The following is a 21,077-nucleotide window of genomic DNA, read 5'->3' as shown; positions in this document are numbered from 1 at the left end:
CCTCCTCGTGGTGCTGCTCAGGGTCCGCCGGGGTATGGCACTCCAGCCTATTCGTAGACTCGGTGCATGACGCTGCCTGCCGCCGTTCTGTGGGACATGGACGGAACTCTCGTCGACACCGAGCCCTATTGGATCGCTGCCGAGCACGACATCGTCGAGGAGCACGGGGGTGTCTGGTCCGACGAGTACGCGCACCAGCTCGTGGGCAACGACCTCATGGTGAGCGCCCAGTTCATCCGGGACAACTCACCCATCACGTGGGAGCCGGAGCGGATCATCGACGAGCTCCTCGTCCGGGTCACCGCGCAGGTGCGGGAGCACGTGCCGTGGCGCCCCGGTGCTCGCGAGCTGCTCTCATCGCTGGTCGACGCCGGGGTTCCCAACGCCCTTGTGACCATGTCGTGGCGATCGTTGGCCTCGGCAGTCGTGGAGGCGTTGCCCGAGGGGACGTTCACCGCCCTCGTCACCGGCGACGAGGTCGAGCACGGCAAACCCCACCCGGAGCCCTACCACGCGGCGGCGCGGATGCTCGGGGTGGACGCGCGGGACTGCGTGGCGATCGAGGACTCACCCACGGGCGTGCGTTCGGCCGTCGCGGCCGGAGTCCCGACGATCGCCGTCCCGCACGTCGTCCCCGTGCCGGTGACGCGGGGAGCGGTCCAGCTCCCGAGCCTGCGTGGGCTGACGCCGAGCGACCTCGCGTCAGTCGTCGCCGACGTGCGCCTCGCCGGTGACGCTCGGATCGAGGACGAGTCGACCGGCATCGGCCGGTAGCGGCGGGGGAGTGCCACCCCACTCGGGGCAGAACTCCTTGAAGTCGCACCAGTCACACAACCGAGAGGTTCGCGGTCGCCAGTCTCCCGTTTCGCTGGCGCGGACGATCGCCTGCCACACGGCCCTGACGTTGCGCTCGAGCCCGAGCAGGTCGTGTTCGTCGGGCTCGTAGCGCACGATCTCGCCATTGCCGAGATAGACCAGCTGGAGCTGTTTGGGGATGACACCGCGCTGGCGCCACAGCACGAGCGCATAGAACTTCATCTGGAAGAGGGCCTTGCCCTCGAAGGCCTCACGGGGCGACCGCCCGGTCTTGTAGTCGACGACGCGCATCGCCCCGTCGGGTGCGATGTCGAGACGATCGACGTAACCCCTCAACGTGAGTCCGTCGATCTCGGTCTCGACGTAGAGTTCGCGCTCGGCGGGCTCGAGCCATTGCGGGTTCTCGAGGGTGAACCACCGCTCGACGAGCGCGCCGGCGTCCTTGAACCAGCCGTCCTCGTCGAGCGAGTCGTCCTCCTCGAGCATGGTGGCCAGTTCGGGGCGCTCCTCGACCAGGCTGGCCCAGCGCGGCCGGAGCAGGGCGAGCGCCGCCTCAGGGGTCCGCTCGGCGGTGGGGAGCTCGAAGAGGTGCTCCAGGACCTCGTGCACCAACGTCCCACGTGCAGCGGCCGGCGACGGCGGGCCATCGAGCTTGTCGATGGTCCGGAAACGGAAGAGCAGCGGGCACTGCTTGAAGTCCGCTGCGCGGCTCGGGGACAGGGCGGGAACCATGAATCACACCGTATGTCGTGCCACCGACACCTCCCGGTCCCGCACGCCCGGCGTGGCGCGCGGGACCGGGTGGCGTCGTCGGACGGGTGGCTCAGGCGACGGGCTGCTGGAGTTCGGTGACCCAGGCGTCCTCGTCGTCCAACGGTGTCGAGATGTAGACCTCCCGGCACCGGCCACTCGGGGACAGGCCGGCGGCACCGATGTACTGCATGAGCGCCTGCCACGTGTCACCGATGGTCTCCATCGAGCCACGGTGGACCACGGTGACAGCGCGCTCGACGGTCGGCAGAGTCTCCACGTCGTAACCGGGGATCGATTCGTTCTCGCGCAACGGCATACCCGCCGCGAAGCGGATCTCGTCCTCATCCCCGTCGTACCACGCAACGGTCGGCTGCTCCGTGTCGAGACCGGCGCGTCCGGCATCGGCGAGGAGTGCGCCGAACATCGGCCCGATGACGGGACCGATGTCGGCGCGGTCGGTCACCGCGGCGGCGCGCTGGGCGAGGGTGAGCTCGGGAAGCGGCTTGGTGGTGAACTGGAGGTCAGACATGTCGTGCTCCTTCTCGATGGTCCGAAGGCGACGCTCGATCTCGGCGAGGCGGGTGCGGTCCTCCTCGATGCGTGCCGACACCTGCGACCGGCGCAGCACCAACATGGCTCGCAGTTCGTCCGGCCCGACATCCGCGTCGAGGATCGGCCCGATCTCGGAGAGGGCGAAGCCGAGATCCTTGAGGGCCACGAGCCGGTTGAGCCTGCTGAGCTGATCGGCCGTGTAGCTCCGGTAGCCGCTGTGCGGGTCGACCGCAGCCGGCACGAGGAGCCCGAGGGCGTCGTAGTGCCGCAGCATCCTGACCGACACGCGGCCGTGGAGGGCGAACTCACCGATTCCGAGCACGAGGGTCCCTTCGGTTCTGGTCTCGTCCCCGGGTCCTGCGCCCGGGCGACACCACCACGAGACAGCCTGACACCGTGTGAGGGTCAAACCCTCTTTCGGGTATGCCGTCCGCCCGCCTCAGGCGGCCAGGACCGCGTCGTCGCCGAGTGCCGTCGTCGTCGCGTTCCGTGCCGGGTCAGCGGCACGCATGACCGCACGCAGGCGCCACGCGGCATACACCGCCAGGAGGCTGATCACGATGTGGAGTCCGAGGAATCCGTTGGCCAGTCCCGCACCGAGCAGCGCTCCGGCCACGAGCGGACCGATGGCCGAGAACGTCGTCTGGAGGGCAGCGAAGATCCCGAGGGTGCGGCCCACCATCCCGGCGGGGGCGAGGGACGCCGTCAGGGGGTTGAGGACGGGGCTGTACATCGTCTCGCCCACGGCGAAGATGCCGAAGGTCGTGACGAAGAGAGCCGCGGCCACCCCGGGAGCGAACTGCGCGGCCGAGAGCACGAGCCAGGAGAGCACCCAGATGGCACCGACTGCCATGAGCAGGCTGGGTGCGCTGCGCTTGGCCGTGAGTCGCACGACGACGACCTGGAGGGCGACGATGACGATCGAGTTCACCGCGGCCGCGGTGCCGATGGCGGTCGTGTCGACGTCGAGTTCGGTGATCGCGTAGGCCGGGAGTCCGGACTCGAATTGGGCGTAGAAGCCCAGGGCGAGGGTCACGGTGATGACGGCCGTCCAGCGCAGGGCGGGGTTGGCGAAGATCGTGCGCAGGGCCTCACGGGGGCTCGCGGACAGGGCCGCCTCGGTCACCGCGTCGCTGCCGGCGTGGAGGTCGGATCCGCGCCCGGCGAGGCCGATGATGAGTGAGGAGACCGCGAATCCCGCTGCGGCAGTGAGGAATCCGATGTCGAGACCCTGCGGATCGCGCAGGTTGACCAGGTGTCCGGCGATGTACGCACCGGCCGCCATGCCGAGTGCCTCGCCGGTGAACTTGTAGGCGAAGATCTTGCGACGGTCGGCGCTCGGCACCCAGCGCAGGACGAGGACCTGCTTGGCGGGCACGGCCGCGGTCAGACCGAGGCCGAAGACGAACATCCCGGCGAGGAAGGCCTCGCGGGTGTCGACCACCACGAGGGCGCCCACGCCGAGTGCACCGACGAGCTGGGCGATGACCGCGACGGCGACGGGGTTGTAGCGGTCACTGAGCCGACCCGCGACGGGGGCCGCCACGAGCGCACCAACGGAGAAGAGGGACGACGCGGCAGCGGCGACGAAGGCCCCCCAGCCGCGGGTGTCTGCGGCATACGCGTACTGGTAGGGCAGCACGGCTCCCCAGCCGAGCATTCCGATGGACGAGGCGAGGACGAGGAGCTTGGCGCGCATGACGAGTTCACACCCTTCTGGGAGAGGAGAGAGGTGGGTTCGGCTCGAGCCGCCCCACAGGCTTCGATGCCGAGATATTCGAACTCGAACGTTCGATATCGAAAGGTTAGCACTCGAACAACGCATGGGAGAATCGGGTTATGCCCCGACGCCAGAAGACCGCCGCGCAACAGCACCGCGACGCCGTCGCCGCCTACGTGGCAGCCGGCGGTGAGGAGTCGGTCCAGCGCGTCATCACTGCGGTCTACGGAGTGACGAAGAAGCTCGACCAGTGGTACGCCCGACAGCTGGCCGACCTCGACCTCACTCAGGGGGAGTGGGCCGTTGTCGCGGCGCTGGCCAAGGCAGGGGAGGAGTGCCTCACCCCGAGCCAGCTTGCCGAGCTCACGAGTGTGGCGCCGTCCTCAATGACGCACCGGCTCGACAAGATGACCGAGCGGGGCCTGGTGCAGCGCCGACCGGACGCCGACAATCGCACCCGCACGCTCGTCTCGCTCACGCCGGACGGGTGGGAGCTGTTCACTCAGTCGATCCGCGAGTCCGACGTCGTCGAGAGCGACGTCCTGCGTGGGCTCAGCGCGACGGAGCGTCGTGAGCTCGCGCGCCTGCTCGAGGACGTCATCACCCACCTCGACGACGTCGAGGCCTGACGATCGAGCGAGGTGGGCGGACGGCATACCGGATTCCGTCCGTGAGCGGTCCGGACGGTCAGTCCTCGGGCTGGTAGCCGAGGTTCGGACCCAGCCAGCGCTCGGCCTCGGCGAGGGTCCAGCCCTTGCGCTCCGCGTAGTCCTCGACCTGGTCGCGCCCGAGTCGCCCGACGACGAAGTACTGACTCTGTGGATGCCCGAAGTACCATCCGCTCACCGCGGCACCGGGTTGCATCGCCATCGACTCCGTGAGTTCGATGCCGGTGCGCTCGCTCGCGCGCAGGAGGGCGAACAGCGTCTCCTTCTCGGTGTGGTCGGGGCAGGCGGGGTAGCCGGGCGCCGGGCGGATACCGGAGTACTTCTCGGCGATGAGGTCGTCGTTGGACAGGTGCTCATCGCCCGCGTGGCCCCAGAACTCCTTGCGGACCCGCTCGTGCAGCCGCTCCGCGAAGGCCTCCGCGAGACGGTCCGCGAGGGCCTCGAGGAGGATCGCGCTGTAGTCGTCGAGCTCCTCCTTGAACGCCATGATCCGTTCGTGCGCGCCGAGCCCGGCGGTCACGGCGAACCCGCCCACGTAGTCGGCCAGACCGGTCTCCCTGGGCGCGACGAAGTCGGAGAGGCACCGGTTCGGGACGCCCTCGCGGTGCTGACCCTGCTGACGCAGTCCATGGATCGTCGTGAGCACGGTGCCGCGCGACTCGTCCGTGTAGACCTCGATGTCGTCACCGACGGCGTTGGCCGGGAAGAGGCCGATGACACCGTTGGCGGTGAGCCACTTCTCGGCAACGATCCGGTCGAGCATCGCGTTGGCATCGTCGTAGAGCTTGCGGGCCGCTTCTCCCGTGGCCGGGTTGGAGAGGATGTCGGGGTAGCGCCCCTTCATCTCCCACGCCTGGAAGAACGGCGTCCAGTCGATGTAGCGGCGCAGCTCCTCGAGTGAGTAGCCGGCGAACTCGCGGGTGAACTGGGCCGCCGCGCGGTGCCACTTGGTGTCGGTGTGGCCGGACCAGACGTCCTTGCTCTGCTGGGCGAGGAGATGGGGACGGACGGGCCGGTATGCCGTCCAGTCGAGCGGGGTGCGCGCCTTGCGGGCCGCGTCGATCGAGACGAGCGGACGCTCGGTCGCCTTGGCGGCGTGCCGAGCCCGCATCGAGTCGTAGTCGGCCTTGATGCTCTCGAGGAGCGGGCCGCGCTGGGTCTCCGAGAGGAGCTGGCTCGCGACCGGCACCGATCGCGAGGCGTCCTTGACCCAGACGACGGGGCCGCTGTACTGGCCGTCCACCTTGACGGCCGTGTGGGCCCGGGACGTGGTGGCCCCGCCGATGAGCAGCGGGATGTCGAAGCCCTGGCGCTCCATCTCGCCCGCCACGCGCACCATCTCGTCGAGCGACGGGGTGATGAGTCCGGAGAGGCCGATGATGTCGGCGCCCTTCTCCTTGGCCGTGTCGAGGATGGTCTGGGCCGGGACCATGACGCCGAGGTCGATGACGTCGTAGTTGTTGCACTGGAGCACGACGCCGACGATGTTCTTGCCGATGTCGTGGACGTCGCCCTTGACCGTGGCCATGACGATGAGGCCCTTGCTCTTCTGCGTCGAGACGCCGGATTTTTCCTTCTCCTCCTCGATGAAGGGGATGAGGTGTGCCACGGCCTTCTTCATGACGCGCGCCGACTTCACGACCTGCGGGAGGAACATCTTCCCCGCCCCGAAGAGGTCGCCGACGACGCCCATGCCGTCCATGAGCGGGCCCTCGATGACCTCGATCGGCTTCCCGCCGGCGGCGTCGATCTCCTGGCGGAGCTCCTCGGTGTCCTCCACGACGAAGTCGTCGATGCCCTTGACGAGGGAGTGCGTGATGCGTTCGCGGACGGGGAGTCCGCGCCACTCCGACTGCGTGGCTTCGGGCGCCTCCTCGCCTGTGGTGTTGAACCGGTCCGCGATCTCGAGCAGACGCTCGGTCGAGTCGGGGCGGCGGTTGAGCACGACGTCCTCGATGCGCTCGCGCAGCTCGGGATCGATGTCGTCGAGGACGACGAGCGCGCCGGCGTTGACGATGCCCATGTCCATGCCGGCCTCGATGGCGTGGAAGAGGAAGACGGCGTGGATCGCCTCGCGCACGGGGTTGTTGCCACGGAACGAGAAGGACACGTTGGAGACGCCGCCCGACACGAGCGCGCCGGGGAGATTCTGCTTGATCCAGCGCGTCGCCTCGATGAAGTCCGTGCCGTAGGCCGCGTGCTCCTCGATGCCCGTGGCCACCGCGAAGATGTTGGGGTCGAAGATGATGTCGTGCGGGTCCATGCCGACCTCGCCCGTGAGCAGGTCGTAGGCGCGCTGACAGATCTCCTTGCGACGCTCGAGCGAGTCGGCCTGACCCTCCTCGTCGAACGCCATGACGACGACGGCCGCGCCGTACTTGCGGCAGAGCCGGGCCTGTGCGAGGAAGGGCTCGACGCCCTCCTTCATCGAGATCGAGTTGACGATCGGCTTGCCCTGCGAGCACTTGAGTCCGGCCTCGATGACCTCCCACTTGCTCGAGTCGATCATGAGCGGCACGCGGCAGATGTCGGGCTCGCTCGCCACGAGTTTGACGAAGCGGTCCATCGCCGCGACGCCGTCGATCATGCCCTCGTCCATGTTGATGTCGATGACCTGGGCGCCGGCCTCGACCTGCTGGCGAGCGACGGACAGGGCGGTGGGGTAGTCCTCTTCCTTGATGAGCCGGCGGAAGCGGGCCGAACCGGTGATGTTGGTGCGTTCGCCGACGTTCACGAAGAGCGAGTCCTCGTCGACCGTCAGCGGTTCGAGACCGCTGAGCCGCATGGCCGGCGGGACCTCACCGGGGACCCGTGGCGTGCCCTGAGCGGCGGCGGCCGCGATGGCGCCGATGTGCTCGGGGGTCGTGCCGCAGCAGCCACCGAGGATGTTGACGAGCCCGCTGCTCGCGAACTCCCCGACGACGGAGGCCATCTGGTCCGGGGTCTCGTCGTACTCACCGAAGGCATTGGGCAGTCCGGCGTTGGGGTAGGCCGACACGAAGCAGTCCGCGATGCGGGACAGCTCGGCGATGTAGGGGCGGAGCTCATCGGCACCGAGGGCGCAGTTGAGCCCGACGACCAGGGGGCGGGCGTGGCGCACGGAGTTCCAGAACGCCTCGGTCACCTGACCGGACAGGGTGCGACCGGAGGCGTCGGTGATCGTTCCCGAGATGAGCACCGGCCAGCGTCGGCCGGTTTCCTCGAACAGTGTCTCGACCGCGAAGATCGCCGCCTTGGCGTTGAGCGTGTCGAAGATCGTCTCGATGAGCAGGGCGTCGGCACCACCGTCGACGAGTCCGCGGGCCTGCTCGAGGTAGGCCTCGGCGAGCTGGTCGAAGCTGATGTTGCGCGCGCCCGGGTCGTTGACGTCGGGGGAGATGGAGGCCGTGCGGGTGGTCGGGCCGAGGGCGCCCATGACCCACCGGGGTCGTCCCGTCTCGGAGGCCACGGCGTCGCACGCGCTGCGCGCCAGCCGGGCAGCGGCGACGTTCATCTCGTACGCCAGCTCGGCCATGTCGTAGTCGGCCAGCGAGATCCGCTGCGCGTTGAACGTGTTCGTCTCGACGAGGTCCGCACCGGCCTCGAGGTACGCGCGGTGGATCCCCTCGATGATCTCGGGTTTGGTGAGGCTCAGCAGGTCGTTGTTGCCCCGCAGGTCGCTCGGCCAGTCAGCGAACCGTTCGCCGCGGTAGTCCTCCTCGGAGAGCCCTTCGCGCTGGATCATCGTCCCCATCGCCCCGTCGAGGACGAGAACCCGATCCCGCAGCGCGGCGGAGAGGTCCGCTGTCGCGTCGGGACGGTGGTTGACCCGGGTGTCCGGAGATGACGTCGTGGTGGAAGTGCTCACCCGGCCCAGTATGCCGTCGTGCTGTGTAGGGTCGCCGCGTGGCCGAAGCCAATGAGACGCACTCGACGGGATTCGTCATCGCGCGGGTCGGTGGCGTCCCGATCCAGATCGGTGCCAGCTGGCTGATCCTCGCCGCCGTCATCACCTACCTCGTGGGCAGCAGCTCCCCGGACGGGGGAGCCGCCGCCTACGGCGTCGGTGTCGCGTATGCCGTCTCGCTCCTGATCTCGGTTCTCGTCCACGAGGGGGCGCACGCCGGGATGGCCCGGGGGATGGGGCTCCCGGTCCACCGAGTGGTGGCCGACCTGTGGGGTGGGCACACGGCATACGACGCGCGTTTGTCGACACCGGGAAAAGCCGCGGCGATCGCGGTCGTGGGCCCCGTCGCGAACCTCGCACTCGCGGGGGTGGCCTGGGTTGCGTCCCTCGTGGTGGGGACAGGCATTCCGGGTCAGATCCTCTATGGAATCGCCTTCGTGAACTTCCTCCTCGCGGTGTTCAACCTCCTGCCGGGACTGCCCCTCGACGGCGGGCAGCTCGTCGACGCCCTCGTCTGGCGCATCACGGGACGGCGCGAGAAGGGACTCATCGCCGCGGGCTGGACCGGGCGGGTGGTCACGCTCGCCGTCGTGCTGTGGTTCGTCGTCCGACCGCTCCTGGCCGGCAACAGTCCGTCCCTCACCTCCATCCTGTGGATGGGCCTCATCGGGGCGTTCATGTGGCAGGGCGCGACCGCCGCGATCCGGACCGGCCAGGCCCGCGAGATGCTGGCGCGCGGCACCGTGGCCCAGGTCGTGCGACCGGTACCGGTCCTCGGTCCGGGCGACGTGCTCGAGGCCGCTGCCGCTACCGGCGGCCTGGCCGTGGTGGTCGACCCGGACGGACGGCCCACGTCCCTCGTGCTCCCCGAGGACGCCCAGACCGTGCCCCGCGACCGCTGGGGCGTGACGCCCGTGACGGCGCTCGCGCGCGTCCAGCCGGACGGGTGGATCGCGCCCACGACTCGCGATGAGGACCTCACGTCCGTGGTGACGGCGATCCAGTTGTCCGGCAGTCCGATCGTCGTGGCGACCGAGGCCGGGCGCGTGCTCGGGTTGGTCACCGTCGAGGCGGTCAACGCGGCCATTGGGGCCAACTAGACTCACCGCCCATGAGTGCGACCGGTGCCGACCTTCGACGTGGACCCTTTGCCGAAGGTGAGCGGGTGCAGCTCACGGACGCCAAGGGCCGCCTCCACACCATCACCCTGGGAGCGGGGAAGCAGTTCCACACCCACCGGGGCTACCTGCAGCACGACGACCTGATCGGTGCGCCCGACGGATCGACGGTCACGAACACGGCGGGATTCGAGTACCTCGCCCTGCGGCCGTTGCTGTCCGACTACGTGATGTCGATGCCGCGTGGCGCCGCAGTGGTCTATCCCAAGGACGCCGGCCAGATCGTCACCATGGCCGACATCTTCCCGGGCGCGGTGGTGGTCGAGGCAGGCGTCGGGTCGGGTGCCCTGTCGATGTCGTTGCTGCGGGCGGTGGGGGAGACCGGGCGGCTGCACTCGTTCGAACGCCGTGAAGACTTCGCCGACATCGCCAGGGCCAATGCACGGACCTACTTCGGTGAGGACCACCCGGCGTGGACCGTGACCGTCGGAGACCTCGTCGAGGCGCTGCCGGAGCACGTCGAACCGGGCACGGTCGACCGCGTCGTCCTCGACATGCTGGCGCCCTGGGAGTGCCTCGACGTCGTGGGTGAGGCTCTGGCGCCGGGTGGCGTCCTGATCTGTTACGTCGCCACGGCGACCCAGCTGTCCAAGGTGGCCGAGGCGATGCGCGACGCCGGCAACTGGACCGAGCCGTCGGCCTGGGAGTCGCTGGTGCGCGGCTGGCACCTCGAGGGCCTGGCCGTGCGTCCACAGCACCGCATGCACGGCCACACGGGCTTCCTCATCACGACGCGTCGTCTCGCTCCCGGTGTCACACCGCCGCTGCGCAAGCGCCGGCCCGGCAAGGGCTATGAAGGCACGGAGGACACCGACGTGCGTCCGGGTGAGCCGCTGCCGGGGGCGGACGACGCCGAGTGGACCCCGGAAGCCATCGGGGAACGCATTCCGTCCGACAAGCGAGTCAGGAAGGTGCGTCGCAGCGTCACGGGTTAGCGTGGAGGTGTCCGCCGAGCCCAGGAGGCAACGATGACCGAACACCCCACTTCCTCCGACAGCGCCGCGCTGCGCCGACTCGAGGGCACGGTCACCGATCTGCGCTCGCAGGTCAACACCGTCTCGGCGCAGAACGAGCGCCTCGTGCGGACGCTTCGCGACGCCCGCGAGCAGATCGTCACGCTCAAGTCCGAGGTCGACCGGCTCGGGCAGCCCCCGTCGGGCTTCGGCGTCGTCGTCGAGACCTACGAGGACAAGACCGTGGACGTCCTCACGGGCGGACGCAAGATGCATGTGGCCGTCAGTCCGACGATCGAGCCGGGTGAGATCGAGGTCGGCCGTGAGGTCATGCTCAACGAGGCCATGAACGTCGTGGCCGTGCACGGTTTCGAGCGTGCCGGCGAGCTCGTCCTGCTCAAGGAGATCCTCGACGAGGATCGCGTGCTCGTCCTGTCCCGCGGCGACGAGGAGCGCGTTTGCCGCGTGGCCGCCTCCCTCAAGGACGTCCGGTTGCGCGTCGGCGACGCGCTCCTGCTCGAGCCGCGCTCGGCCTTCGTCTACGAGCAGATCCCCAAGGCGGAAGTTGCGGATCTCGTCCTGGAGGAGGTCCCGGACATCGCCTACGACGACATTGGTGGCCTCGGCAATCAGATCGAACTCATCCGCGATGCGGTCGAGCTGCCCTACCTGCACCCCGACCTGTTCACCGAGCACCACCTCAAGGCGCCCAAGGGCGTACTCCTCTACGGCCCTCCCGGCTGCGGCAAGACGATGATCGCCAAGGCCGTGGCCGCGTCGCTGTCGCGCAAGATCGCCGAGAAGGAGGGGCGCGAGCCGGGCAAGAGCTACTTCCTCAATATCAAGGGTCCGGAGCTGCTCAACAAGTACGTCGGTGAGACCGAGCGGCACATCCGCCTCATCTTCCAGCGGGCTCGTGAGAAGTCCTCGGAAGGCTTCCCGGTCGTCGTGTTCTTCGACGAGATGGACTCGCTGTTCCGCACCCGTGGATCCGGGGTCTCGAGCGATGTCGAGACGACGATCGTGCCCCAGCTCCTCAGTGAGATCGACGGGGTCGAGGGCCTCGAGAACGTCATCGTCATCGGTGCGAGCAACCGTGAGGACATGATCGACCCGGCCATCCTGCGGCCCGGTCGCCTCGACGTGAAGATCAAGATCGAGCGACCCGACGCCCAGGCCGCGACCGAGATCTTCGCCAAGTACCTCACGGCCGACCTCCCGCTGCACGCCGATGACCTCGCGGTGAATGGCGGGTCACCCGAGGCAACGGTGCAGGCCATGACCGAGGCTGTCGTGACCCGCATGTACACCGAGGACGAGGAGAACGAGTTCCTCGAGGTCACGTACGCCGGCGGCGACAAGGAAGTTCTCTACTTCAAGGACTTCAACAGTGGCGCGATGATCCAGAACATCGTCGACCGCGCGAAGAAGATGGCGATCAAGGACTTCCTCACCACCGATCAGCGCGGTCTGCGCGTCGACCACCTGCTCCAGAGCGTCGTCGACGAGTTCAAGGAGAACGAGGACCTGCCCAACACGACGAACCCGGACGACTGGGCGCGCATCTCCGGCAAGAAGGGCGAGCGGATCGTCTACATCCGCACGCTCATCAAGACCAAGGAGGGCAACGAGCCGGGCCGCTCGATCTCCACGATCGCCAACACCGGCCAGTACCTCTGACCCGGGGGTCCCGCAAGGCTCGATGACCTGTGGGTCATCGTCCTGATGATCAATGGGTCATCAGGACGGTCGAGCAAACCGCTCGACCAGCAGGCCTCTCGTCACCCGTCAGTCGGAGGAGAGGGCGCGGGCGACGAGCCGCCAGCCGAGCAGTGTCACGGTGAGGAAGACCGTCGCCACGACGATGAACGACGGGGCCGTGCCCGCCGCCGCGAGCCTTCGCAGGAGCATCCCCACGACCACGGTCGCCGCCACGACGACCGCCCCGAACTGCCACGACCGCGGCGAGCTGTCCAAGGCCAACGACGCGAGCAACCACCCAGCGGCCGTGCCACACAGGAACGGCGCCGCCGTCTCGAGCACCCCGCCCAGCGTGATCCCGTGCGCGTGGGAGCGTCGCCCCACCAACGCGAAGACCAGCACGACCAGCACGTCGAGCAACGGTGCAACCATGCGCGACACGTCAGCCACCCACCTTGTCGAAGAGCGAAGCCTGGGGCGGGGCGTGCGTCGGGTCGACCCCGTCGAAGAGGATGCTCACCGACTCGCCCTCGTGGATGCGCGTGATCGCCTCGGCGAAGAGGCCGGACACCGTCCGCACCTGGAGCTCCGGCCATCCGTTCGGCGCCGGCACCGTGTCCGTCGTGACGACCTGGGTGACCATCGGGTGGTCGCGCAGCCGTTCGACGGCCCGCCCGGCGAACAGCCCGTGCGTGCACGCGACGGCTGCCTCGGTGACACCGAACTCGCCGAGCTTGTCGAGGAGTTCGATGATGGAGCCGCCGGTGGCGATCTCGTCGTCGAGGACGATGGCCCGCTTGCCGCGCACGTCGCCGACGATGGAGTCGATGACGACCTTGTCGTCGGACTTGCGCTGCTTGCTGCCGGCGGCCACGGGCAGGCCCAGGAGCCGTGAGAACTGTGTGGCTTCCTTGGCGTTGCCGAGGTCGGGGGAGACGACGACGGAGTTCGTGAGGTCGGTCCCGCGGAAGTGGTCGGCGAGGACCCCGAGCGCTGTGAGGTGGTCGACCGGAACCGAGAAGAACCCGTGAACCTGCGGCGCGTGCAGGTTCATGGTGAGGACGCGATGAGCGCCGGCGGTGTGGATGAGATCGGCCACGAGTCGACCGCCGAGGGAGATGCGGGATGCGTCCTTCTTGTCCGAGCGCGCATACGCGAAGTGCGGGATGACCGCGGTGATCTGCGCGGCTGACGCACCCCGCGCCGCGTCGATCATGAGGAGCAGCTCCATGAGGTGCTCCTGCGTGGGAGGCACGAGCGGCTGGACGATGTAGACGTCGCGCTGCCGGCAGTTCGCGAGCAGCTGTGCCTGGAGGCAGTCGTTGCTGAATCGCTTGATGTCCGTCCCGGACAGGGGTACCCCCAGCTGGTCACAGATCTGTTGGGCGAGGGCGGGGTGGGCGCTACCGGAGAAGACGACGATCTCGCGCATGGGGTCGACCCTAGGGCAGAGCTCAGGTCAGGTGACGGCGGAGTTCACTCACGAGCTCCCACCGGTGCTGGCGGCCGGCCGCGCAGGCGCCCGGGAAGCTCGCGAAGCCGTGTGGCACACCGAGATAGTTCGTATGCCGGGTGCTCACCCCCGCGGAGCGCAGCGCCTCCGCATAGCGGGCACCGTCATCGCGGATGGGGTCGAGGTCCGCGGTCTGGATCAGCGTCGGCGGGAGGCCTTCAAGGGAGCCGAACAACGGTGAGTTGAGCGGGTCCCGGAAATCCTGCCCACCGGCATACAACTCCCTGAATTCGAGGATGGACGTCTTGGTGAGGATGGGCGCGTCCGCGTGCTCCTCGATCGACGGGGACTGCATCGTGAGGTCGACGGCCGGATAGATCAGCGCCTGGTGCCGGATCCAGTCGGCACCGCTTCCGGCCACGACCTGGGCGACGACGGCGGCGAGGTGGCCCCCGGCGGAGTCGCCGCACACGGCGAGTCGGTGCGCGTCGGCGCGCAGGACGTCCGACTGGGCCGCGACCCACGTCGTCGCATCGACGGCGTCGTGAACCGCTGTGGGTGCCGGGTGTTCGGGCGCCTTGCGGTAGTCGACGCTCACAACAACGGCACCCACCTCGGCGGCGAGGTGCGTGCACAGCGGGTCGTAATTGACGACATTGCCCTGGACCCACCCGCCGCCGTGGAAGTAGACGATGACCGGAACGTCAGTTCTGCTGTCCCGCAACGCTCTTGGACGATAGAGGCGCAGCGGGATGTCCCATCCGTCGCGCGCCGGCGCCGTGCCGAAGGAGATCCCGACGGCGGGGTCGACACGGCCCGTCACCCACGAGTGCGGGGGACGCCGCGGATAGACCTCGGACCGCGAGCGCTGCCGCTGCTCGTCGTCCTGTTGCTCGACCGGAACCCGCATCCGGTCGATGACGGCGACGACCGCAGTGGTGAGCGGGGACATCCCACGGTAGGAGCGCATGCCGGGAGTATGCCGGTGACGTGGTTGGCTAGCAGCCATGTCAGTGCGCCGGGTCATGGGAATCGAGACGGAGTACGGCATCTCGGTGCCGGGGCAGCCGGGGGCCAACCCCATGGTCCTGTCGGGGGACGTCGTCACGACGTATGCCGCGAGTCGGGGGATCCGACCAGCCCAGGCGTCCTGGGACTACGCCGACGAGGCACCTCTGCGCGACGCGCGCGGCTTCGACATGGGTCGCGGCGTGGCGCACCCGAGCCAGCTCACCGACGTCGAGGACCCGACGATGGCCAACGTCGTCCTGACCAACGGAGCCCGGCTCTACGTCGATCACGCGCACCCGGAGTACTCCTCGCCCGAGGTGACCACCCCTCGTGACGCCGTCGTCTGGGACAAGGCGGGCGAGCTCGTCATGCGGGAGGCCGTGCAGCGGCTCGCGACCGTCCCTCCCGGGGTCAACCTCTACAAGAACAACACCGACGGCAAGGGTGCGTCCTACGGCACCCACGAGAACTACCTCATGTCGCGCCGGACGCCGTTCGCGCGGATCATCGCCCAGCTCACGCCCTTCTTCGTCGTGCGACAGGTGATGTGCGGGTCGGGTCGGGTCGGCATCGGTGTCGACTCGCGCACGACCGGCTACCAGATCGCGCAGCGGAGCGACTTCTTCGAGGCCGAGGTGGGGCTCGAGACGACACTCAAGCGCCCGATCATCAACACCCGGGACGAGCCGCACGCCGTGGCCGACCTCTACCGCCGGCTGCACGTCATCCTCGGCGACGCGAACCACTGCGACGTCGCGAACCTCGTCAAGATGGGCTCGACTTCGCTCGTGCTCGCCATGATCGAGGACGACGCGTTCACCCAGGACCTCGGTGTCCGCGCGCCGGTCAAGACGCTGCAGGCGGTGAGTCACGACCCGACGCTGCGCTCCACGATCGAACTCACCGACGGTCGCTCCATCCGCCCCGTCGAACTCCTGCGAACCTTCCACGAACTCGCCGCGGCCTACGTCGACGACAAGTGGGGGAGCGACGTCGACGAGTCGACCGTCGAGGTTCTCGGCTGGTGGGACCGGGTGCTCACGGCGCTCGAGGGCGACCCGATGGATGCCCGTCGTTGGGTCGACTGGGTGGCCAAACTGTCCGTCCTCGAGGGCTACCGCGAGCGCGACTCGCTCGGTTGGGGCGACCCGCGACTCAAGGCGGTCGACATCCAATGGTCGGACGTGCGCGCCGATCGCGGGCTCGCGAACCGCATGGCCGCCACTGATCGGGTCGAGGTGCTCGTGCCCGAGGCCGAGGCGGCAGCGGCCATGGACGCGGCCCCTGAGGACACGCGCGCCTGGTTCCGTGGTGCCTGCCTGCGCAAGTTCCCGGACTCGGTCGTCGCGGCCTCGTGGGACTCGGTCGTCGTCGAAGTGCCGGGGGAGCGCTCGTTGCAGCGGATTCCCATCCTCGAGCCACTCCGCGGCACCAAGGACGCCGTGGGCGACCTCGTCGATGGAGCGTCCGACATCCGGTCGCTGCTCGAGTCGCTCGCCGCCGCGGACAGGGGCTCGGACTAGGCTCGCAGTCACAGGCACCGCGTCGGTGCCGTCGCGACCCGAGGAGGAGCCCATGGCCGGCCAGGAACAGATCAAGCCGGGGCGACGTGACGACGGACCGGACGACACTCCCGCGCCCGCAGCACCTGCGGCCCAGGTGGCCGACACCGACATCGACGACATCCTCGACGAGATCGACGGTGTCCTCGAGACCAATGCGGAGGAGTTCGTCCGCGGCTTCGTCCAGAAGGGCGGCCAGTGACACCGGTGGCCGACGGCGGCGGTCTCCCCGCGGCATACCTCAGGACGGGTTCGTCGTCGTTCACCGACTTCGTCGCCGAGCACGAGCCGAGCCTCATCCCGTCGCGGCGCGGTTTGCCGCCGGGCGCGAGCATCGACGCCCCGCACGGCACGACGATCGTCACGGTGATCTTCGAGGGCGGGGTGCTCATGGCCGGTGACCGCCGGGCCACGATGGGCAACATCATTGCCAACCGAGACATGGAGAAGGTCTTCGCGACCGACGAGTTCTCAGTGGTCGGCATCGCAGGCACGGCCGGTCTGGCCATCGAGCTGGTGCGGCTGTTCCAGGTCGAACTCGAGCACTACGAAAAGATCGAGGGTGCACTGATGTCCCTCGAGGGCAAGGCCAACCGGCTCGCCTCGATGATCCGCGGCAACCTCGGGATGGCGATGCAGGGTTTGAGCGTGGTCCCCATCTTCGCCGGCTACGACCACCAGGCCGGGCTCGGCAGGATCTTCTCCTACGACGTGACCGGGGGCTGCTACGAGGAGCACGACCACCACAGCGTGGGGTCCGGGTCGCTCTTCGCCCGCGGCGCGCTCAAGAAGCTCTACCGCCCCGGCATGTCGGGTGACGAGGCCGTGCGGGTTGCCGTCGAGGCGCTCTGGGACGCGGCCGACGACGACTCCGCGACCGGCGGTCCCGACGTCGGTCGGCGCATCTGGCCCACGGTCGCGCTCGTCACCGCCGACGGTGCCCGGTTCATCCCCGACGACGGCGTCGCACCGGTCGTCGACGCGATCATCGCCGACCGCCAGGGCAATCCCGGTGGCCGACGTGGGGGAGGTGCCGCATGACCGCCGGTATGCCGTTCTACGTCTCGCCCGAGCAACTCATGAAGGATCGGGCCGACTTCGCGCGCAAGGGCATCGCCCGTGGCCGGTCCGTCGTCGTGCTCGGCTACGACCACGGCATCGCGTTCGTCGCGGAGAACCCCTCGCGCACGCTTCACAAGATCGGTGAGATCTACGACCGCATCGCCTTCGCGGCAGTCGGCAAGTACAACGAGTTCGAGAACCTGCGTGTGGCCGGCGTGCGCTACGCCGACCTGCGGGGCTATTCCTACGACCGCAGTGACGTCACGGCGCGCGGCCTGGCCAACGCCTACGCCCAGACGCTCGGGTCGGTCTTCACCCAGGAGTCCAAGCCCTATGAGGTCGAGATCGTCGTGGCCGAGGTCGGTGATGACCCGGACAGCGACCAGATCTATCGCCTCACCTACGACGGCTCCGTCGCCGACGAGCGCGGACTCGTGGCGATGGGCGGTGCCTCGGACCAGATCGAGGAGCGGCTCACCGAGCAGTGGCGGGTGGGCCTCACTCTGGCCCAGTCGCTCCAGCTGGCAGTTGCCGGCCTGGCCCATGACCCGGCCGGTGGACCGGACCGTGAGCTCGGCCCGGAGTCGCTCGAGGTGGCGGTTCTCGACCGCACCCGCTCACGCCGGACGTTCCGTCGGATCAACGGTGATCTGCTCGGCCAGTTGCTCTCGGACGACGACCCGACGGACGACGTTCCGCCCGTGGACCACGACAGCCCGCGGCAGGCAGCGAGCAACCCGCAGACGCAGCGGCACGGAGACGAGCCGACACCCGACTCCGACTGACGCGACGCTCGGGATCAGGCGCCGGGGAAGTGGGTCGAGAGCCAGTCTGTCGTCCGAGCCCACGCCTTGCCAGCGGCCTCGGGGTGGTGGAACATCGGCGACGGGTTGTCGAAGGCATGCCCGGCGCCCGGGTGAAGGTCGAAGGTGACGTCGTCATGGCCGGACGTCACCGCCTTCTCGATGTCGCGAACGGTCGTCATCGGGATGTAGGTGTCGCTGTCACCGAAGTGGTGCAGGCTCGGCACGGGCACGTCGGGTGCCAGCGCGAGCAGGTTGGGCAGCGCCGAGCCGTAGTAGCTCACCAGACCATCCGGTTTGCGCTGCGCCGCGGCCGCGACGTTGAAGGCCAGTCCGCCGCCGAAGCAGAAGCCCAAGAGTCCCACCCGACCGGTCACGTCTGGGTGCGCACGCAGTGCCTCCAGTGCGGCAATGCCGTCCGCGACGGCCACCTCCCAGTCGAGCTCCTGGAGGAGCGCCATGGCGCGGGGGAGTCCGTCGGCTCCCTCATCGATGACGGGGTCGCCCTGCCGACCGTAGAAGTGGGGCACAAGGACGTGGAAGCCGAGATCGGCGAGGTCCTGTGCTCGGGACCGGATGTAGTCCGTGACGCCGAAGATTTCCTGGAAGAGGACGATGCCGTGACCGTTGGCGGTCTCGGGCACGAGCAGGTCGGTCGGAATGTCCAGTGCGATCGAATCGGCCATGAGGACAACGTATGCCGTGTGGTCCCGGGATCGGGACCACACGGCATACGTCGTGGTTGTGCCTTGGAAAAGGCGGTTGGTTCAGGCCGTGGGAGCGGCGGCGTAGCGCAGGTAGGGCTTGACCTCTTCGACGTCCTTGAACTTCTCGCGGGCGTCGTCGGTGGAGACGGTGGGGGCGACGATGATGCGGTCGCCCTTCTTCCAGTCGGCCGGCGTGGAGAAGGGACCAGCGTCGTTGACCTGGAGGGCGTCGAGGGCGCGCAGGATCTCGTCGAAGTTGCGGCCGGCGCTCTTGGGGTAGGTCAGGGACAGGCGGACCTTGCCCTTGGGGTCGATGAGGAAGACGGAGCGCACGCTCGAGGTGTCACCCTCGTTCGGGTGGATCATGTCGTAGAGCTCGGCGACCTTGCGGTCCTTGTCGGCGATGATCGGGTAGGTCACGGCGGAGCCGCCGACCTCCTCGATGTCCTTCTTCCACGCGTTGTGGTCGTCGATGGCGTCGACCGACACGGCGAGGACCTTGGCGTTGCGCTGGGCCCACTCGTCCTTGAGCGCGGCGACACGGCCCAGTTCGGTGGTGCAGACCGGGGTGAAGTCGGCGGGGTGGCTGAAGAGGACGGCCCAACCGTCGCCCTTCCAGTCGTGGAAGCTGATCTCACCCTCGGTGGTCTCAGCCGTGAAGTCGGGGGCGGTGTCGCCGAGACGCAGCGTGGCCATGGACGGTCCTCTCATTGGTAACGCAAAGTTGTCGAAACCCCAACATGCCGTTAAGTGCCAGATGCTGGTACCTGCGTCCCGGATGCTGGACCTGGCTCGCCACCCAAACAGTCCCGCGGCAGGACGGGGCGCGGAACTAGGGTGAGGTCATGGAGCGACGGATCTTCGGGATCGAGAACGAGTACGGCATCACCGCCTCGTCCGAGGGCCAGCGCACGCTCACCCCTGACGAGGTTGCCCGCTACCTCTTCCGCAAGGTCGTCGCCTGGGGGCGGTCCAGCAACGTGTTCCTCGCCAATGGCTCGCGGCTCTATCTCGACGTGGGCAGCCACCCCGAGTACGCCACGGCCGAGTGTGACTCGCTGCGTCAGCTGGTCGCGCACGACCGCGCGGGGGAGCGGATCGTGGAGGGCCTCGTCGCCGATGCCGAGGCACGCTTGCACGAGGACGGCGTGCGCGGAGACATCTATGTCTTCAAGAACAACACCGACTCGGCAGGCAACTCCTACGGCTGCCACGAGAACTACCTCGTCGGCCGGGCCGGCGACTTCCAGGTCTTCTCGGACGCCTTGCTCCCGTTCCTCATCAGTCGCCAGATCATCTGCGGCGCAGGCAAGCTCGTGCGCACCTCCAAAGGCGTGGAGTATGCCGTGAGCCAGCGCGCGGACCACATCTGGGAAGGCGTGTCGTCGGCGACAACCCGCAGTCGTCCGATCATCAATACCCGCGACGAGCCGCATGCCGACGCCGAGCACTACCGCCGACTGCACGTCATCGTCGGCGACTCGAACATGAGCGAGACGACGACGCTGCTCAAGGTCGGCTCGTGCGACCTCGTGCTGCGGATGATCGAGGACGGCGTCGTCATGCGCGACCTCACGCTCGAGAACCCCATTCGGGCGATCCGCGAGATCAGCCACGACATGACCGGCCGACGGCTCGTCCGCCTGGCCAACGGCCGTGAACTCAGCGCCCTGGATCTGCAGCGCGAATACCTCACGGCGGCAGCGGCATACGTGGATCGTGAAGGCGCGAGCGACCCCGACCACAAGACCGTCCTCGACCTGTGGGAACGCACCCTCGACGCTGTCGAGACAGGCGACCACAGCAAGGTCGACACCGAGATCGACTGGATCATCAAGTACCGGCTGATCAGTGACTACGCGACCAGGCACGGCCTCGATCTCGACCACCCGAGGCTCGCGCAGATCGACCTCGCGTATCACGACGTCAACCGGCGACGTGGCTTGTTCTACCTCCTGCAGGCACGGGGGAGGGCGGCGCGCGCCGTGACCGACCCCGAGATCTTCGAGGCCAAGGTCAAGCCGCCTCCCACGACGCGGGCCAAACTGCGCGGTGACTTCATCCGTGCCGCGCAGGCCCACCGGCGCGACTTCACCGTCGACTGGGTGCACCTCAAGCTCAACGACCAGGCCCAGCGGACGGTGCTCTGCAAGGACCCGTTCCGACACGAGGATCCACGGGTCGAGCGCCTCATCGCGGGCATGTGACGATCAGGGTCCTGACAGGTTCTGTGGTTATGGTGGGCGCAATCC

Annotated in this window: 19 protein-coding genes; 10 read left to right on the top strand and 9 right to left on the bottom strand. The window is 68.5% G+C overall.

Annotated elements, in window-relative coordinates; genetic code table 11:
- Positions 1-66: 66 nt before the first annotated feature.
- Positions 67-774 (top strand): HAD family hydrolase, encoded by a 708-nt coding sequence (locus tag N803_RS05100; protein WP_035903093.1) that lies wholly within the window; start codon positions 67-69, stop codon positions 772-774.
- Here N803_RS05100 and N803_RS05095 read toward each other — a convergent pair.
- The 3 genes from N803_RS05095 to N803_RS05085 form a co-directional block, all read right to left on the bottom strand.
- Positions 703-1,548: a RecB family exonuclease gene (locus N803_RS05095; protein ID WP_035903092.1), complete on the bottom strand. Its 846-nt coding sequence runs from the start codon at positions 1,546-1,548 to the stop codon at positions 703-705. The genes N803_RS05100 and N803_RS05095 overlap by 72 nt on opposite strands.
- Positions 1,549-1,639: 91 nt before the next feature.
- Positions 1,640-2,443, bottom strand: a complete 804-nt coding sequence (locus tag N803_RS05090; protein WP_035903091.1) for a MerR family transcriptional regulator — start codon at positions 2,441-2,443, stop codon at positions 1,640-1,642.
- A gap of 117 nt (positions 2,444-2,560) precedes the next feature.
- Positions 2,561-3,820 carry an MFS transporter gene (locus N803_RS05085; protein ID WP_035903090.1) on the bottom strand — a complete coding sequence of 420 codons (1,260 nt, stop codon included), beginning with the start codon at positions 3,818-3,820 and terminating at the stop codon, positions 2,561-2,563.
- A 140-nt stretch (positions 3,821-3,960) separates the two neighbouring features.
- Here N803_RS05085 and N803_RS05080 point away from each other — a divergent pair, with 140 nt between their 5' ends.
- Positions 3,961-4,470 carry a MarR family winged helix-turn-helix transcriptional regulator gene (locus tag N803_RS05080; RefSeq protein WP_035903088.1) on the top strand — a complete coding sequence of 170 codons (510 nt, stop codon included), beginning with the start codon at positions 3,961-3,963 and terminating at the stop codon, positions 4,468-4,470.
- Between the two features lie 58 nt (positions 4,471-4,528).
- On the opposite strand, the gene metH is transcribed toward N803_RS05080, so the two are convergent.
- Complete coding sequence (gene metH / locus N803_RS05075; protein ID WP_035903087.1) at positions 4,529-8,356, bottom strand: methionine synthase; 3,828 nt, start codon at positions 8,354-8,356, stop codon at positions 4,529-4,531.
- 38 nt (positions 8,357-8,394) lie between these two features.
- Between metH and N803_RS05070 the strand changes: the two genes are divergently transcribed.
- From N803_RS05070 to arc, 3 genes are read left to right on the top strand one after another with little or no spacing between them, the layout of a single operon-like run.
- The gene (locus N803_RS05070) at positions 8,395-9,495 is read left to right on the top strand and encodes a site-2 protease family protein (RefSeq protein ID WP_035903086.1); all 1,101 of its coding nucleotides are present in this window, start codon (positions 8,395-8,397) and stop codon (positions 9,493-9,495) included.
- Between the two features lie 11 nt (positions 9,496-9,506).
- Complete coding sequence (locus N803_RS05065) at positions 9,507-10,508, top strand: tRNA (adenine-N1)-methyltransferase (protein ID WP_035903085.1); 1,002 nt, start codon at positions 9,507-9,509, stop codon at positions 10,506-10,508.
- A gap of 33 nt (positions 10,509-10,541) precedes the next feature.
- Positions 10,542-12,206, top strand: coding sequence for a proteasome ATPase (gene arc / locus N803_RS05060; RefSeq protein WP_035903084.1), 1,665 nt, complete (start codon positions 10,542-10,544; stop codon positions 12,204-12,206).
- 108 nt (positions 12,207-12,314) lie between these two features.
- On the opposite strand, the gene N803_RS05055 is transcribed toward arc, so the two are convergent.
- Genes N803_RS05055 through N803_RS05045 form a run of 3 tightly spaced genes read right to left on the bottom strand, consistent with a single transcriptional unit; the run spans position 12,315 to position 14,650 of the window.
- Entirely contained in the window at positions 12,315-12,659 is a 345-nt protein-coding gene (locus N803_RS05055; protein ID WP_035903373.1) for a DUF3054 domain-containing protein, read from the bottom strand.
- Between the two features lie 10 nt (positions 12,660-12,669).
- Positions 12,670-13,659 (bottom strand): ribose-phosphate diphosphokinase, encoded by a 990-nt coding sequence (locus N803_RS05050; protein ID WP_035903083.1) that lies wholly within the window; start codon positions 13,657-13,659, stop codon positions 12,670-12,672.
- Between the two features lie 22 nt (positions 13,660-13,681).
- Positions 13,682-14,650, bottom strand: coding sequence for an alpha/beta hydrolase (locus tag N803_RS05045; protein WP_035903081.1), 969 nt, complete (start codon positions 14,648-14,650; stop codon positions 13,682-13,684).
- Between the two features lie 37 nt (positions 14,651-14,687).
- Here N803_RS05045 and dop point away from each other — a divergent pair, with 37 nt between their 5' ends.
- Genes dop through prcA form a run of 4 tightly spaced genes read left to right on the top strand, consistent with a single transcriptional unit; the run spans position 14,688 to position 18,100 of the window.
- On the top strand, positions 14,688-16,214 hold the full coding sequence (gene dop, locus N803_RS05040) for a depupylase/deamidase Dop (protein WP_035903080.1): 1,527 nt from the start codon (positions 14,688-14,690) through the stop codon (positions 16,212-16,214).
- A gap of 52 nt (positions 16,215-16,266) precedes the next feature.
- A complete protein-coding gene (locus tag N803_RS05035) occupies positions 16,267-16,455 on the top strand; it encodes a ubiquitin-like protein Pup (protein ID WP_035903078.1) in 189 nt (62 codons plus the stop codon).
- Entirely contained in the window at positions 16,452-17,294 is an 843-nt protein-coding gene (prcB, locus tag N803_RS05030) for a proteasome subunit beta (RefSeq protein WP_035903077.1), read from the top strand. Before N803_RS05035 ends, prcB begins: the two co-directional genes overlap by 4 nt.
- Positions 17,291-18,100, top strand: coding sequence for a proteasome subunit alpha (gene prcA / locus N803_RS05025; RefSeq protein WP_035903075.1), 810 nt, complete (start codon positions 17,291-17,293; stop codon positions 18,098-18,100). Before prcB ends, prcA begins: the two co-directional genes overlap by 4 nt.
- A gap of 14 nt (positions 18,101-18,114) precedes the next feature.
- On the opposite strand, the gene N803_RS05020 is transcribed toward prcA, so the two are convergent.
- Together N803_RS05020 and N803_RS05015 are read right to left on the bottom strand one after the other, a co-directional pair.
- Positions 18,115-18,804, bottom strand: a complete 690-nt coding sequence (locus N803_RS05020; RefSeq protein ID WP_035903073.1) for a dienelactone hydrolase family protein — start codon at positions 18,802-18,804, stop codon at positions 18,115-18,117.
- 81 nt (positions 18,805-18,885) lie between these two features.
- Entirely contained in the window at positions 18,886-19,521 is a 636-nt protein-coding gene (locus N803_RS05015; RefSeq protein ID WP_035903072.1) for a peroxiredoxin, read from the bottom strand.
- A gap of 149 nt (positions 19,522-19,670) precedes the next feature.
- Here N803_RS05015 and pafA point away from each other — a divergent pair, with 149 nt between their 5' ends.
- Positions 19,671-21,032 (top strand): Pup--protein ligase, encoded by a 1,362-nt coding sequence (gene pafA / locus N803_RS05010; RefSeq protein ID WP_035903071.1) that lies wholly within the window; start codon positions 19,671-19,673, stop codon positions 21,030-21,032.
- Positions 21,033-21,077: the final 45 nt, after the last annotated feature.

Origin of the sequence: Knoellia subterranea KCTC 19937, from assembly GCF_000768685.1 — a bacterium.
Taxonomy (GTDB): Bacteria; Actinomycetota; Actinomycetes; order Actinomycetales; family Dermatophilaceae; genus Knoellia; species Knoellia subterranea.
This window is presented reverse-complemented; position numbering and strand designations above follow the sequence as displayed.

Excerpts from the sequence above, each read along its gene's own strand:
- pafA (WP_035903071.1), top strand. The coding sequence starts at position 19,671 with ATGGAGCGACGGATCTTCGGGATCGAGAACGAGTACGGCATCACCGCC.
- N803_RS05050 (WP_035903083.1), bottom strand. The coding sequence starts at position 13,659 with ATGCGCGAGATCGTCGTCTTCTCCGGTAGCGCCCACCCCGCCCTCGCC.
- N803_RS05045 (WP_035903081.1), bottom strand. The coding sequence starts at position 14,650 with ATGCGCTCCTACCGTGGGATGTCCCCGCTCACCACTGCGGTCGTCGCC.
- N803_RS05055 (WP_035903373.1), bottom strand. The coding sequence starts at position 12,659 with ATGGTTGCACCGTTGCTCGACGTGCTGGTCGTGCTGGTCTTCGCGTTG.
- arc (WP_035903084.1), top strand. The coding sequence starts at position 10,542 with ATGACCGAACACCCCACTTCCTCCGACAGCGCCGCGCTGCGCCGACTC.
- N803_RS05020 (WP_035903073.1), bottom strand. The coding sequence starts at position 18,804 with ATGGCCGATTCGATCGCACTGGACATTCCGACCGACCTGCTCGTGCCC.
- dop (WP_035903080.1), top strand. The coding sequence starts at position 14,688 with ATGTCAGTGCGCCGGGTCATGGGAATCGAGACGGAGTACGGCATCTCG.
- N803_RS05080 (WP_035903088.1), top strand. The coding sequence starts at position 3,961 with ATGCCCCGACGCCAGAAGACCGCCGCGCAACAGCACCGCGACGCCGTC.
- N803_RS05100 (WP_035903093.1), top strand. The coding sequence starts at position 67 with ATGACGCTGCCTGCCGCCGTTCTGTGGGACATGGACGGAACTCTCGTC.
- N803_RS05015 (WP_035903072.1), bottom strand. The coding sequence starts at position 19,521 with ATGGCCACGCTGCGTCTCGGCGACACCGCCCCCGACTTCACGGCTGAG.
- N803_RS05085 (WP_035903090.1), bottom strand. The coding sequence starts at position 3,820 with ATGCGCGCCAAGCTCCTCGTCCTCGCCTCGTCCATCGGAATGCTCGGC.
- prcA (WP_035903075.1), top strand. The coding sequence starts at position 17,291 with ATGACCGCCGGTATGCCGTTCTACGTCTCGCCCGAGCAACTCATGAAG.
- N803_RS05035 (WP_035903078.1), top strand. The coding sequence starts at position 16,267 with ATGGCCGGCCAGGAACAGATCAAGCCGGGGCGACGTGACGACGGACCG.
- N803_RS05095 (WP_035903092.1), bottom strand. The coding sequence starts at position 1,548 with ATGGTTCCCGCCCTGTCCCCGAGCCGCGCAGCGGACTTCAAGCAGTGC.
- N803_RS05065 (WP_035903085.1), top strand. The coding sequence starts at position 9,507 with ATGAGTGCGACCGGTGCCGACCTTCGACGTGGACCCTTTGCCGAAGGT.